The sequence below is a fragment of the Paractinoplanes maris genome (assembly GCF_023544465.1).
Taxonomy (GTDB): Bacteria; Actinomycetota; Actinomycetes; order Mycobacteriales; family Micromonosporaceae; genus Actinoplanes; species Actinoplanes maris.
This window is the reverse complement of sequence record NZ_JALPVL010000013.1, coordinates 25733-39611: the sequence shown is the minus strand read 5'-3', so window position 1 is coordinate 39611 and position 13879 is coordinate 25733. Positions and strand designations below refer to the sequence as shown.

Genomic DNA, 13879 nt, shown 5'->3' with positions numbered 1-13879 from the left:
GTTTCTACTACTCCAAGCGTCTCACACCGGTGTGACATTTCCCGACCCCCGATAGAGGCCCCGCTTGTTGATGTATTGCACGACACCGTCGGGCACGAGATACCACACCGGTTCGCCCCGGCCGACCCGGTCGCGGCAGTTCGTCGACGAGATGGCCATGGCCGGCACCTCGACCAGCGTGACCGAGTCCTCCGGCAGGTGGTCGTCGGTGAGCTCGAAGCCGGGCCGGGTCACCCCCACGAAGTGCGCGAGGGCCAGCATCTCGAACGCGTCCTTCCAGCTCAGGATGCGGCCGAGCGCGTCCGCCCCGGTGATGAAGAACAGCTCGGCGTCCCCACCGAAGATCGCGCGCATGTCCCGCAGGGTGTCGATGGTGTAGGTGGGGCCGTCACGGTCGACGTCGGCCCGGCTGACGTGGAAGCCCGGGTTGGACGCGGTCGCGATGACCGTCATCAGGTAGCGGTCCTCGGCCGGCGAGACACGCCCCTTCTCGTACGGCTGACCGGTGGGTACGAAGACCACCTCGTCGAGGTTGAAGCGCGCCTGCACCTCACTGGCCGCGACGAGGTGGCCGTGGTGGATCGGGTCGAACGTCCCGCCCATGATCCCGATTCGCCGAGCTGACATCAGGAAAGAATAGGGCGGGCGGCCAGAGCCCGCCGGAGGTCGTCGTCGGCGTCGAGCACCACCCGCCGCAGAAGCGGGTCCAGGCCCGGGTCGGCCAGCAGCTCGGCCGCGAGGTCGCGGGTCCGCTGCTCGACGACCAGGCTCGGGTAGGCCGCGCCGGCGGTGCGCTCCGCGCTCATGCCGCTGCGCATCCGCATCATCGCCGGCATCTCGGCGAAGTAGCGGGGCACGTAGTCACGGACCAGGTCGAGCTGCTCGGCCTGCCAGAACCCGGCGGCGGTCAGCTCGACCAGCCGGTTGGAGAGCTTGGCGTCGCCGATGATCGCGGCCCAGGCGGCCGCCTTCGCCTCGGGGTCGGGGCGGGCAGCCCGGCAGCGGGCGGCCCACTGCTCGCCGGTGGCGCTGCGGTCCCGCTCGAACTCGGCGTCGATCACGTCGGTGCCGGCCGCGCCGAGCACGGCCAGGCGATAGACGATCAGCCAGCGCAGGTCGGCGTCGACGGCCAGGCCCTCGGGGGCGTCGCGGCCGTCCAGCCAGCCGGTCAGGCGGCCGGTGTCGACGGTGGCGCTGATCAGGCCGCGGGCGGCGGCCAGCTGGCGTGACCCGCCCGGCTCGGCCGCGGCGAGCAGGCGGTCGGCGGCCTGGGCGACCAGGTCGAGGGCGGCCGGGCGGGTCTCCGGCGTGGCATAGCGGTCGACCAGGCCACGGGTGGCCCGCAGCACGTCCTCGACGATCACGACCTCGGTCTCCACCGGCAGCGCGGCGAGCACGAGGGTGACCAGCTCGGCGACCGGGCGCTCACCGTCGACGACCGCGTCGAGCGTGGCCGCCCAGAGCACGGCGCGGGCCAGCGAATCGCCCATCACCGGCAGCACGGCGGGCACGGCGGCGGCCGACTCGTCGTCGAGGCGGATCTTCGCGTACGTGAGGTCGCCGTCGTTGAGCAGCAGCAGTTCGGCCACGGGCTCACCGGCGAGCTCGGGCACCTCGGTGCGCTCGGCCGCCTCCACGTCGACCTCGACCAGCTTGCGACGCTTGACGGTGCCGTCGGCGTCGCGGTCCCAGAGGCCGATGCCCAGCCGGTGCGGGCGCAGCGTGGGGTAGTCGGCGGGGGCGCTCTGCCGCACGACGACCGAGGAGTAGGCGCCGCCGGCGACTGTCACCTCGGTCTGCAGCGTGTTGACCTGGGCCCGCCGGAGCCAGACCTCGGCCCAGTCGTCGAGGTCGCGCCCGCTCGCCTTGGCCAGCGCCCCGAGCAGGTCGGCCAGGGTGGCGTTGCCGTAGGCGTGCTCCGCGAAGTACGCGTTCACCCCGGCCCGGAACCCCTCCTCCCCGACGAAGGCGACCAGCTGCTTGAGCACGGCCGCGCCCTTGGCGTACGAGATGCCGTCGAAATTGAGCAGCGCCTGATCGGTGTCGGTGACCTCGGCCGGCGCCACCGGGTGGGTCGACGGGTGCTGGTCGGCGCGCAGGCCCCAGGATTTGCGCTGCATCGCGAACGTCGTCCACGTGCCCGGGAAACGGGTCGCCTCGGCGGTGATGCGGGTGCCCATGTACTCCGCGAACGACTCGTTCAGCCACAGGTCGTCCCACCAGGCCATGGTCACCAGGTCGCCGAACCACATGTGGGCCATCTCGTGGGCGATCACATTGGCCCGGTGCTCGCGGTCGCTCTCGGTGACCGCGGACCGGTAGATGAACTCGTCGCGGAAGACCACCAGGCCGGGATACTCCATCGCGCCGAAGTTGAACTCGGGGGCGAAGGCCTGCTGGTAGTGCCCGAACGGGTACCGGATGTCGAAGATCTCGTGGTAACGGTCGAGGCACTGCTTGGTGATCTCGAAGATCTCGGCCGCCTCGGCGTCGAGCGCCCCGGCCAGCGCGGCCCGGGCGTAGAGAGCCAGCGGGATGCCGTCGTGCGAGTCGGTGACCTCGTGGTACGGCCCGGCGATGAGCGAGCAGAGATACGTCGAGATCGGCTTGGTGGCCGCGAACTCCCAGCGTCCGTTCTCCCCGGACAGCAGCGGTCCGTTGGCCGCCACCCGCCAGCTCGCCGGTGCGGTCACGTCGATCCGGAACGACGCCTTGAGGTCGGGCTGGTCGAAGGCGGGCAGGATCCGGCCCGCGTTGTTGATGAACATGTGCTGGTAGATGTAGATCGAGCCGTCCGCCGGGTCGACGTACTTGTGCAGGCCCTCGCCGGTGTTCGAATACCGCATGACGGCCTCGACGGCGAGCTCGTTGGTGGCGGCGAGCCCGGTCAGCCGGAGCCGGCCGTCGGCCAGCGCCGAGCCGGGCAGCGGCGAGCCGTTCAGCGTCATCGTGGCGACGCTCTCGGGCTCGAACTCGAGGAACGTCGAGGCGCCCTCCCGCGCGTCGAAACGCACCACCGTTCGGGATCCGAAGGTGTCGCCTTCGGCGGTGAGGTCGAGGTGGACCTCGTATTCGCGGACATCGACGGTGGCGGCCCGGGCGGTAGCCTCGGCGCGGGTCAGGCTCGGCATCCGACCATCATCCGTTATGAGCCGTTCCGCTGCTATCGTGGGCTCCATGCGCGCGAACCTTGCCCGGTGGCTGCCCTGACGGGCGGCTCCCCTCGACGCGCACCACCATCGCGGCCGCCCCTTCCGGGCGGCCGTTGTCATGTCCCCGGGAGGAGTGGCCTCCGGCCCCGGAGGACACACCATGACCCGCCGTCTCACCGGCTTCCAGCCGACCGGCCACCTGCACCTCGGCAACCTCGTCGGCGCCATGCGCCCGCTGGTGCGGGCTCAGGAGAGACCCGAGACCACTCATTCCATCGCGATGATCGCCGACCTGCACGCGCTGACCGTCGAGCACGACCCCGACCGGCTGCGCGCGAACACGTTGCAGGTGGCCACCGTGCTGCTCGCGGCCGGCGTCGACCCGCGGCGCACCGCCGTGATCGCCAACTCGCAGGTGCCCGAGCACACCGAGCTGCACTACCTGCTCGAGAGCGCGACCGGCTACGGCGAGGCCGCTCGCATGATCCAGTTCAAGGAGAAATCCGCTGCCGGCAAGTCCGGGGTGCGTCTCAGCCTGCTGACCTATCCGGTGCTCATGGCGGCCGACATCCTCGTGCACGACAGCGAGCAGGTGCCGGTGGGCGACGACCAGAGTCAGCACCTGGAGCTCGCCCGCACGATCTCGGCCCGGTTCAACGCGCGTTACGGCGACACCTTCACGGTGCCCGAGGGCATCCGGCCCGAGTCGGCCGCCCGGATCATGGACCTGGCCGACCCGACCCGCAAGATGAGCAAGAGCACGCCCTCGGCGGCGGGCCGGATCGGGTTGCTCGATCCGCCCGAGGTGATCCGCCGGACCATCGCGCGGGCGGTCACCGACACCGTCGGCGTCGTGCGGGACGACCCGGATGGCCAGCCCGGCGTGACCAACCTGCTGGCCGTCCTGCGTGCCTGCGCCGACCGGGAGCCCGGCTCCTTCACGTCCTACGGCGCGCTCAAGCGCGAGGTGACGGACGCGGTCGAGGCGGTCCTGGCGCCGATCAGAGCGCGGTACGCCGAGCTGTCGGAGGACCCCGGGCACGTCCGCCAGATCTTGGCCGAGGGCTCGGCCCGGGTGCGTCCGCGCGCCGCCGAGACCGTACGCCGGACCCGTGCCGCCCTCGGCCTATTGGACTGAGGCGGTGAGCCGCTTCTCGAAGCAGAACATGGCGGGCTCGCAAGTCGGCACCCGGTTGTAGCCCGACGACTGATAGAGGGCGAGCGCCGCGGGCGAGGACACACCGGTGGTCAACCGGATCACCGGCCGGCCCGCGGCGAGCGCCTCCTCCTCGAGCGCGACGATCATCTGTCGGGCGATGCCGCGGCAGCGGAAGGAGGGTCGCACGTACATCCGGTTGATCTCGGCCACCCCGATCTCGGGCAGCGCCCGCCACGCACCGCAGGCCACGGCCCGGCCGTCGACCACCGCCACGAAATACGCGGCGCGGTCGTCCGGCACGAAGCCCTGGCCGCCCTCGTGCCGCTGGGCCGCGACGAGAGCGGCCAGCTCGGGGTCCAGGGCGGGCCTGGCTTCGATCAACACGTCGTGACCCTAGGCGACCACCTTTGCCACAGGGTTGCGCCGAGCTGGACTACGCCCTATTCGTCGGTGTCGTCGTCATCTGTCACCAGGACGGGCCGATGGGCGTTGGCCACGCTGGTGACCGTGCCGTCGGCCGCCATGTGCAGCAGCTCGTCGTCGGAGCGCACGCGGCGGGCCTTGCGGGCGGCCAGACGGTCGGCGGCGGTGGCCCGGGCGGCCTCGTCCTCGAGGCGGGCGTCGGTGCCCCGGGGGCCCGACACGAACTCGCCGGCGTTGGGCTGCCAGTCGAACTCGCGCTCGCCGATGCGCACCGGGTCGCCCGGGCGGGCGCCCTTCTTGGCCAGCGCGTCCTCGACGCCGAGGCGCTCGAGCCGGTCGGCCAGGTAACCCACGGCCTCGTCGTTGTCGAAGTTGGTCTGGCGGATCCACCGCTCGACCTTGACTCCGCTCACCACGTAGACGCCCTCGGCGTCCTGCTCGACCGTGAAGCCCGACTCGTCGACCGCGCGGGGGCGCACGATGGCCCGGGTCGGCTCCTGCACCGGGTGGTCCAGGCGGTGCTGGGCGACCACCTCGGCCAGCGCGAAGACCAGCTCCTTGAGGCCCTCGCGGGTGATCGCGCTGACCTCGAAGACGCGATAGCCGCGGGCCTCGAGGTCGGGCCGCACCATCTCGGCCAGGTCGCGCCCGTCCGGGATGTCGATCTTGTTGAGCACCACCAGTCGCGGCCTGTCCTCGAGACCGCCGTACGCCGCCAGCTCGGCCTCGATAGCGTCGAGGTCGGCCAGCGGGTCCCGCTCGATCTCGGGCGCCGCCGCGTCGAGCACGTGCAGCAGCACCGAGGTGCGCTCGATGTGCCGCAGGAACTGCATGCCCAGGCCCTTGCCGGTCGCCGCGCCCGGGATCAGCCCCGGCACGTCGGCCACCGTGAAGATCTGGTCGCCCGCCTGCACCACGCCGAGGTTGGGCACCAGCGTGGTGAACGGGTAGTCAGCGATCTTGGGCTTGGCCGCGGAGATCACCGAGATCAATGACGACTTGCCGGCCGATGGGAAGCCGACCAGGCCCACGTCGGCGACGCTCTTGAGCTCGAGCACGACGTCGAGGCTGTCGCCCGGCTCACCCAGCTCGGCGAAGCCCGGCACCTTACGGCGGGTGTTGGCCAGCGAGGCGTTGCCCCGGCCACCGCGGCCACCGCGGGCCACCTCGAAGGTTGTGCCGGCCCCGATCAGGTCGGCCAGCACCTCGCCGTCGGCGGTCTGCACGACCGTGCCGTCGGGCACCTTGATCACGAGGTCTTTGCCATTGGCGCCGTCGCGGTTGGCGCCCGCGCCGCCGCCGCCGTTGCCGCCCTTGATGTGCGGGTGGAAGTGGAAGTCGAGCAGCGTGTGCTGCTGCGGGTCGACCACCAGGGTGATGCCGCCGCCGTGCCCGCCGTTACCGCCGTCGGGACCGCCCAGCGGCTTGAACTTCTCGCGGCGCACCGAGACGCAGCCGTGCCCGCCGTCACCGGCCTGCAGGTGCAGCACGACTCGATCGACGAACGTGGTCACTGCTCACTCCTTCATAAGAACAAAACAAAGCGGGCCGAGGACCCGGAGGTCCGCGGCCCGCTTCGGAAAAACTCTACTCCGCAGCCGGAACGATGCTGACGGTCTTGCGACCGCGCTTCGTGCCGAACAGCACATTGCCGTTCGCCAGCGCGAACAGCGTGTCGTCGCCACCGCGGCCGACCAGGTCGCCCGGGTGGAACTTCGTGCCGCGCTGGCGGATCAGGATCTCGCCGGCACTGACCAGCTGGCCGCCGAACCGCTTGACGCCCAGCCGCTGCGCGGCGGAGTCACGGCCGTTGCGCGAGCTGGATGCACCCTTTTTGTGAGCCATGAGTGATCCGCCCCTTACTTCCCGCTCTGGATGCCGGTGACCTTGATCTTGGTCAGCGGCTGACGGTGCCCCTGACGCTTGTGGTAACCGGTCTTGTTCTTGAACTTGTGGATCCGGATCTTCGGACCCTTGGTGTGCTCGGCGATCTCGCCGGACACCGTCACCTTGGCAAGCTTGGCCGCATCGGTCACCAGGTTGTCACCGTCGACGAGGAGGACTGCGGCGAGCGTCAGCGAGTCGCCGGGAACACCCGCGAGCTTCTCGACCTCGATCACGTCGCCCTCGGCAACCTTGTACTGCTTGCCGCCGGTCTTGACGATCGCGTACATCGGACGCGGACTCCCTGAGACTTACGCAACGCGGAACGCTGCTTGGCGGATGAAGCTGAGATCCCGGCTCTCGCCCTCACAAAACCGAGGCGGGCACGGAAGCACGGCGCCTGGAAAAGCGCCAGCAGAAAGACTACTTCATGAAGAGCGCCGATCCCAAACCGGGGCGGGATCAGCCTCGGCCGCAGGCCTTGTCGAGCCGCGCCGAGAGCGCCGACATCTTGTCCGCGTTGATCTTGGTGATGTCACCCTTCAACGCTTTGACCTGCGAACTCATCTCGGTCAGCGCCTTCTTGAGACCCGGATCGGTGGTCAGGCCGGCCATGTCGGCGAGCGCGAACGAGTAGTTTTGAACATCACGCGAGACCTTCTCGGCGGCCTGCCGCTTGGCCTGCGCCCCCTTGCCCGCCGCGTCGATCTGCAGTTTGAGGTCGGCGATGAAGATCTCACCGAAGCTGGTGCTCGCCCGCTCGGCCTGGGCGCAGATCTCTTTGGTGTTGCCGGTCAGCGCGGCGTCGGCCGAGGCCGCGGCGGACGGGTCGACCGGGGCCGGCGGCACCGCGGAGGCCCGGGCGGCCGAACCGGCGCCCGGAACAGCGCCAGCACTCGGGCCGGCAGCGTCGCCGCCGCCGGACGAGGAGGAGCAGGCGGCCGTGGCCGCGAACGCGCCCAGTGCCACGCACACGGCGAGGCCTTGACGCAGGGGGAATCGGGACATGGGGGCTCGGTCTCCTCGGGGGAAAGGCTGATCGATCCCGCGAGGGTAACCGACGGAACGGAACGGAGCGGCTTGGCAGTTAACTTTCTTTACCAAACCGCTCCTGTCGAACCGTCAAGCCAGGTCAGGGACGCGTACGCCGCCGGGTCCCGCTCCGCCGTGAGCGGCGCCGTCCGGCCCCGGCCCCGACCGACCCGTCGTCCTCGTCGTCGTCGTCCTCGTCAGCCGCGTCCGGGTCGTCCGACCCGGTGAGCTGCAGCGGCTCCGCGTCGGGCTCAGCTGCCTCGTACCGCGACAGGTCGTAGCCGCTGATGTCGTACTCGTCATCGGCATCCGACGTGCTGACCGCCGGCCGGCCCGCCGTGACGATGCCCGAACCCGCCACCGGGGGCAGACCCGCGGTCTCGGCCGCCGGATCGTCGCCACCCTCGTGGCGGACGACCTCGATCACCTGCTCGGCCGGAGCCTCGATGTCGACCACCAGCTCGGCCGGGGCGTCGATGTCGACCACCAGCTCGGCCGGGGCCTCGATCTCGACGACGGCCGGCTCGGCGACCACGGGCTCGCCACCGCCGCCCCGGCGGCGCCGGGACTTGCCGGCCGCCGGCTGCTGCTGTTGCTGCGGCTGGACCGGGGCGGTCTCCGTGCGCGCCGCCGCGGCGACCGCCTTGACCTGGGTGCCCGCGCCGCCGTTGGACCGCTTCTCGGGCACCGGCTCGGTGTGGATCAGCACGCCGCGGCCCTTGCAGTGGTCGCAGGTCTCGCTGAACGCCTCGAGCAGGCCCGAGCCGATCCGCTTACGGGTCATCTGCACCAGGCCGAGCGAGGTGATCTCGGTGACCTGGTGCTTGGTGCGGTCGCGGCCCAGGCACTCGGTGAGCCGCCGCAGCACGAGCTCGCGGTTGCTCTCGAGCACCATGTCGATGAAGTCGATGACCACGATGCCACCGAGGTCGCGCAGCCGCAGCTGCCGGACGATCTCCTCCGCGGCCTCGAGGTTGTTGCGGGTCACCGTCTCCTCGAGGTTACCGCCGGCACCGGTGTACTTACCGGTGTTGACGTCGACCACGGTCATCGCCTCGGTGCGGTCGAACACCAGGTGGCCGCCCGAGGGCAGGAACACCTTGCGGTCGAGACCCTTGAGGATCTGCTCGTCGATGCGCTTGTCGGCGAAGACGTCCCCGGTGCCGGTGTAGCGGTGCATGCGCTCCAGCAGGTCGGGTGAGACCGAGTTGAGGTAGTTCTCGAGCTCCCCGTACGCCGAGTCGCCCTGCACGATCAACTCGCGGAAATCCTCGTTGAACAGGTCGCGGACGACCCGGATGACCAGGTCGGGCTCCTCGGAGAGGGCGGCCGGCGCGTGGCCCTCGGCCGACCGGCGCTGGATCTCCTCCCACTGCGCCTGCAGCCGCTTGACGTCGCGGGCCAGATCGTCCTCGCTGGCGCCCTCGGCCGCCGTCCGCACGATCACGCCGGCGCCGTCGGGAACAAGCTTCTTCAGTACGTCCCGCAGGCGCTTGCGCTCGTTGTCGGGCAGCTTGCGGCTGATCCCCGAGGCGTTGCCGTTGGGCACGTAGACCAGGTGCCGGCCGGAGAGCGCGATGTGGCTGCTCAGCCGGGCCCCCTTGTGCCCGATCGGGTCCTTGGTCACCTGCACCAGCACCGAGTCGCCGGAGCGCAGCGCCTGCTCGATCGAGCGGGCCCGGCCCTCGAGCCCGGTGGCGTCCCAGTTGACCTCACCGGCGTAGAGCACCGCGTTGCGGCCCCGGCCGATGTCCACGAACGCCGCCTCCATGCTGGGCAGCACGTTCTGCACCTTGCCGAGGTAGACGTTGCCGACCATCGTGCCGGAGGTGCTGCGCGACACGTAGTGCTCGACCAGGATGCCGTCTTCCATCACCGCGATCTGGGTGCGGTCGGGCTTCTGCCGCACGACCATCACCCGGTCGACCGCCTCGCGACGGGCCAGGAACTCCGACTCGCTGAGGATCGGCGGGCGGGTCCGGCGCTGCTCACGGCCGTCCCGGCGGCGCTGACGCTTGGCCTCGAGCCGGGTCGAGCCCGAGACGCCCTGCACCTCGTCGGAGGTGGTGCGGCGGGGCTCACGGACCCGCACGACGGTGTGCACCCCGTCCTCGATGCCACCGGTCTCGGCGTCACCGGTCGAACCCTTGCGGCGACGGCGACGGCGACGGCGGGTGACCCCGTCACCCTCGTCGCCCTCTTCCTCGTCCTCGGACTCCTCCTCGGCCGAGGCCTCGGTGCCGTCCTCGGTCTCGTCCTGCTCGCCGTCCTCGGCCGGGCCCTTGCCCCGGCCACGGCCCCGGCGGCCGCGACGACGGCGCCGGCGGCCGGCCGCGGTGTCGTCGTCGTCGTCACCGTCGTCGTCGGCGCCGTCCTCGACGTCGTCGGCACTCTCGTCGGCCTCGTCGACCGTCTCCTCGGCGGGCGGGGCGGTCACCTCGGCCACCACGGCCTCGGCGGGCTCCTCGGCCGCGCCGCGGCGACGGCGCCGGCTGCGGCGGACCCCCTCGGCCGGCTCCTCGGTGACGGCGGGCGGCTCGGCGACCTCGGCCTCGACCGGGGTGACGGCCGGGGTCTCGGCGACCTCGGGCACCTCGGCGACGACGGGCGGCACCGCGGCACCGCGGCGGGTCCGCCGGGCCGGAGCCGGCGCGGCCTCGGTCGGGTCGGGCGGCATGAAGAGCACGGCGGGCGGCAGGGCAGCGGCCCGGCGGCCCCGGCGCGGGGGCGTCTCGGGCTCGACGAAGTCGGCGTCGAGCGGAATCACGCCGATGATCGGCGATGCCTCGTCCTCGACCGGTGCCTCGTCCTCGACCACGGGCTCCTCGCCCTCGATCAGGGCTTCCACCCGGACCGGCTCGGCGGGGACCTCGGCCGGCGTCTCGGCGACCGGCTCCTCCACCGGGGCGGCGGGGGCGGCGGCCTTCTTGCGCCGGGCGCGGGTGGCCTTCACCGGCGGCGCGGCCTCGGGCTCGGCGGCCGCGGTGGCCTCGGGCTCGGTCGGCGCGGCCGCGGTGGCCTCGGGCTCGGCGGCGGAAGCCGCCGGAGCAGCGGCCGGCGCGGTCGCCTTGCGACGACTGCGGGTGGCCTTCACCGGCTTGGCCGGCGGCTCACCGGCCGGCACGTCGGCCGGGGTCGGGTCGTCGGCCGGGGCGGCCGGCGGCTCGGTGGTGGTCGCCGCGGGGTCGGACGGACCCGCGGCGTCGGTCTGATCGGCGGCCGGAGCGGCCGCGGCCTTGCGGCGCGGGGCACGCGTGCGGCGCACGGGGGTAGTGGCTGCGGCGGTCTCGGGCGGAGCGGCTGCTCCGGCCCCGTCACCGCCCTGTTCTCCCAAGTTGTCCTGGGGCTCGTTATCGAGCATGGGGCGCTCTCCAGTTCTGGCGGCCCCGGGCGCGTTTGAGCGCTGCCACGCAGGGTCGCCGCAAGTATTTCGGTCCCGCCGGGTAAGCGGCAGGCTGCCGAAGTCTGTCAACGGACGTCAGCTGCAGCCGACGCCCCCCGATGAAGCAGTCCTCAACCCGGAAGGGCCGACGCGCGATCCGCGTCCAACGGATCGGCGATCTCCCCCTGCGCGGTGAGCGTGCCCTGGGCCAGCCGGGTCACCCGTGGGGGCACCGGCGGCTCCAGGCCCGCTGCCACGCGCAGGCCGGAAAGGACGTCATCGGGTCGCACGGCGGGCGTCACCTGTCGTACGACAAGGTCGATTATCGCACACGGTGCGCCGTCCGCTTCGGAAGGTCCGGCGGACTGCTCCGTCACAGCGATGAGAGTCACTGCCTGGCGGGCGTCGAACGAGCGCCGGCCCTGCTTGGTCATGCGCTCGACCAGCACTTCGTCGAGTTCGCGGAACGCCTTGACGGCCGCCTCGGCCTCGGCCGGGCCGACCGAGGGCAGCTCCAGGCGCCAGCGCGAGGCGTCGATCCGGTCGGCCAGGCTGCCCGGGCCGGCCACCACGGCCTCGAGCACGTCGAGCCCGGGCGAGAGCGCGGCGTCCAGGGCCACGCGCAGCTGTTCGGGGTCGACCTCGGCCTGCAAGCCGATCTCCAGGTACTCCGCCTCGCTGCCGACGCCGGTGGGCGCCGCACTGGCGTACGAGATCTTGGGGTGCGGGGTGAAGCCCTGGGAGAACGCGATCGGTGCGGCGGCCCGGCGCAGCGCCCGCTCGAACGCCCGTGCGAAATCGCGGTGCGAGGTGAAGCGGAGCGGGCCGCGCTTGGCATACCGGATGCGGATCCGCTGGACGATCGGCGCCTGACCGCCGACGGGCTGGTTCTTGGCCATGTCAGGCGGAGATCCGCAGGGAGTTCACGGGAGTCAGCGGCAGCAGTTTCTTACCGGTGGGGCCGATCTGGATCTCGGTGTCCATCGACGGGCAGACACCGCAGTCGAAGCACGGGGTCCAGCGGCAGTCGTCCTGCTCGAACTCGGACATCGAGTCCTGCCAGTCCTGCCAGAGCCAGTCCTTGTCGAGACCCGAGTCCAGGTGGTCCCAGGGCAGCACCTCGGAGTGCTGCCGCTCACGGGTGGTGTACCAGTCGAGGTCGACACCGAAGCCGGGCAGCACCTCGGCGCAGGCCTCGACCCACCGGGCGTACGAGAAGTGCTCGCTCCAGCCGTCGAAGCGGCCGCCCTTCTCCCAGGCGCGGCGGATGACCGCACCGACCCGGCGGTCGCCCCGCGAGAGCAGGCCCTCGATCAGCGACGGCTCACCGTCGTGGTAGCGGTAGCCGATGGCCCGGCCCAGCCCCCGGTCGCTGTTGATCTCCTGCTTGAGCATCTGGAGGCGGGCATCGATGACCTCGGGGCGCTCCATCGGCGCCCACTGGAACGGGGTGTGCGGCTTGGGCACGAACCCGCCGATCGACACCGTACAGCGGATGTCCTTGGTGCCGGCGGCGATCCGGCCGGCCTTGATGACCTCGTGGGCCATGCGGCCGATCTGGAGCACGTCCTCGTCGGTCTCGGTGGGCAGCCCGCACATGAAGTAGAGCTTGACCTGCCGCCAGCCGTTGCTGTAGGCGGTCACGACCGTCCGGATCAGGTCCTCCTCGGTCACCATCTTGTTGATGACCTTGCGGATGCGCTCGGAGCCGCCCTCGGGAGCGAAGGTCAGGCCGGTGCGGCGCCCGTTGCGGGACAACTCCTGGGCCAGGTCGATGTTGAAGGCGTCGACCCGGGTCGACGGCAGCGACAGCGAGACATTCGTGTCCGCGTACTGCTCGGCCAGGCCGGAGCACATGTCGCCGATCTCGGAGTGGTCGGCGCTGGAGAGGGAGAGCAGGCCGACCTCGTTGAAGCCGGAGAACTCGAGGCCCTCCTTGACCATCTGGCCGACCGTGGTGATCGAGCGCTCCCGGACCGGGCGGGTGATCATGCCCGCCTGGCAGAAGCGGCAGCCCCGGGTGCAGCCGCGGAAGATCTCCACCGCGTAGCGCTCGTGGACCGTCTCGGCCAGCGGGACCAGGGGCTTCTTGGGGTAGGGCCAGGCGTCGAGATCCATCGTCGTGCGCTTGGCGACCCGGAACGGCACGTCCGGCCGGTTGGGCACCACGCGCTGGATGCGGCCGTCGGGCAGATAGTCGACGTCGTAGAAGCGAGGGACGTAGATGCTCTCGGTGCGGGCCAGGCGCAGCAGCAGCTCGTCGCGGCCACCGGGACGGCCCTCGGCCTTCCACTCCCGGATGATGCCGGTGATCTCGAGGACGGCCTCCTCGCCGTCGCCCAGCACGGCGGCGTCGATGAAGTCGGCGATCGGCTCGGGGTTGAAGCTGGCGTGGCCGCCGGCCAGCACGATCGGGTCGTCGTCGCCCCGGTCGGCGCTGTCCATCGGGATGCCGGCCAGGTCGAGGGCGGACAGCATGTTGGTGTAGCCGAGCTCGGTCGCGAACGACAGGCCGAGGACGTCGAAGGCCTTGACCGGACGATGGGCGTCGACGGTGAACGCGGGAACGCCGTTCTCCTTCATCAGCGCCTCGAGGTCGGGCCACACCGCGTAGGTGCGCTCGGCCAGCACGTCGTCCTGCTCGTTGAGCACCTCGTAGAGGATCTGGACGCCCTGGTTGGGCAGGCCCACCTCGTACGCGTCGGGATACATCAGAGCCCAGCGGACCGTCGTCGCATCCCAGTCCTTGACGACGGCGCCGAGCTCGCCGCCCACGTACTGGATCGGCTTGCTGACCCGGGGCAGCAGCTGCTCGAGCTGCGGGAAGACGGAACGTACGCTCATGGG

Annotated in this window: 11 protein-coding genes; 1 reads left to right on the top strand and 10 read right to left on the bottom strand. The window is 71.4% G+C overall.

The features are described 5' to 3' along the window. Nucleotides 1-21 precede the first annotated feature (21 nt). Both nadD and pepN read right to left on the bottom strand, forming a co-directional pair. The gene (gene nadD, locus NAG42_RS33250) at nt 22-627 is read right to left on the bottom strand and encodes a nicotinate-nucleotide adenylyltransferase (protein WP_284046256.1); all 606 of its coding nucleotides are present in this window, start codon (nt 625-627) and stop codon (nt 22-24) included. Next, nucleotides 627-3131 (bottom strand): aminopeptidase N, encoded by a 2505-nt coding sequence (pepN, locus tag NAG42_RS33245; RefSeq protein ID WP_250035922.1) that lies wholly within the window; start codon nt 3129-3131, stop codon nt 627-629. The genes nadD and pepN overlap by 1 nt, the downstream gene beginning before the upstream one ends. Before the next feature lie 181 nt (nt 3132-3312). Between pepN and trpS the strand changes: the two genes are divergently transcribed. Continuing rightward, a complete protein-coding gene (trpS, locus tag NAG42_RS33240) occupies nt 3313-4290 on the top strand; it encodes a tryptophan--tRNA ligase (protein WP_250035921.1) in 978 nt (325 codons plus the stop codon). Here trpS and NAG42_RS33235 read toward each other — a convergent pair. The 8 genes from NAG42_RS33235 to NAG42_RS33200 all read right to left on the bottom strand — a co-directional run bounded on the left by NAG42_RS33235 (nt 4279) and on the right by NAG42_RS33200 (nt 13876). Next, nucleotides 4279-4695, bottom strand: coding sequence for a GNAT family N-acetyltransferase (locus tag NAG42_RS33235; protein WP_250035920.1), 417 nt, complete (start codon nt 4693-4695; stop codon nt 4279-4281). The genes trpS and NAG42_RS33235 overlap by 12 nt on opposite strands. 56 nt (nt 4696-4751) lie before the next feature. Next, on the bottom strand, nt 4752-6248 hold the full coding sequence (gene obgE, locus NAG42_RS33230; protein ID WP_250035919.1) for a GTPase ObgE: 1497 nt from the start codon (nt 6246-6248) through the stop codon (nt 4752-4754). Nucleotides 6249-6321: 73 nt separating this feature from the next. Then, nucleotides 6322-6579, bottom strand: coding sequence for a 50S ribosomal protein L27 (gene rpmA / locus NAG42_RS33225; protein ID WP_250035918.1), 258 nt, complete (start codon nt 6577-6579; stop codon nt 6322-6324). A 14-nt stretch (nt 6580-6593) separates the two neighbouring features. After that, entirely contained in the window at nt 6594-6908 is a 315-nt protein-coding gene (gene rplU / locus NAG42_RS33220) for a 50S ribosomal protein L21 (protein ID WP_250035917.1), read from the bottom strand. Nucleotides 6909-7080: 172 nt separating this feature from the next. Beyond that, nucleotides 7081-7626: a hypothetical protein gene (locus NAG42_RS33215; RefSeq protein ID WP_250035916.1), complete on the bottom strand. Its 546-nt coding sequence runs from the start codon at nt 7624-7626 to the stop codon at nt 7081-7083. A gap of 124 nt (nt 7627-7750) precedes the next feature. Beyond that, nucleotides 7751-10915: an Rne/Rng family ribonuclease gene (locus NAG42_RS33210; RefSeq protein ID WP_438872489.1), complete on the bottom strand. Its 3165-nt coding sequence runs from the start codon at nt 10913-10915 to the stop codon at nt 7751-7753. A 248-nt stretch (nt 10916-11163) separates the two neighbouring features. Beyond that, nucleotides 11164-11931, bottom strand: a complete 768-nt coding sequence (locus tag NAG42_RS33205) for a TIGR03936 family radical SAM-associated protein (RefSeq protein WP_250035914.1) — start codon at nt 11929-11931, stop codon at nt 11164-11166. A 1-nt stretch (nt 11932) separates the two neighbouring features. Beyond that, entirely contained in the window at nt 11933-13876 is a 1944-nt protein-coding gene (locus NAG42_RS33200) for a TIGR03960 family B12-binding radical SAM protein (RefSeq protein ID WP_250035913.1), read from the bottom strand. Nucleotides 13877-13879 lie beyond the last annotated feature (3 nt).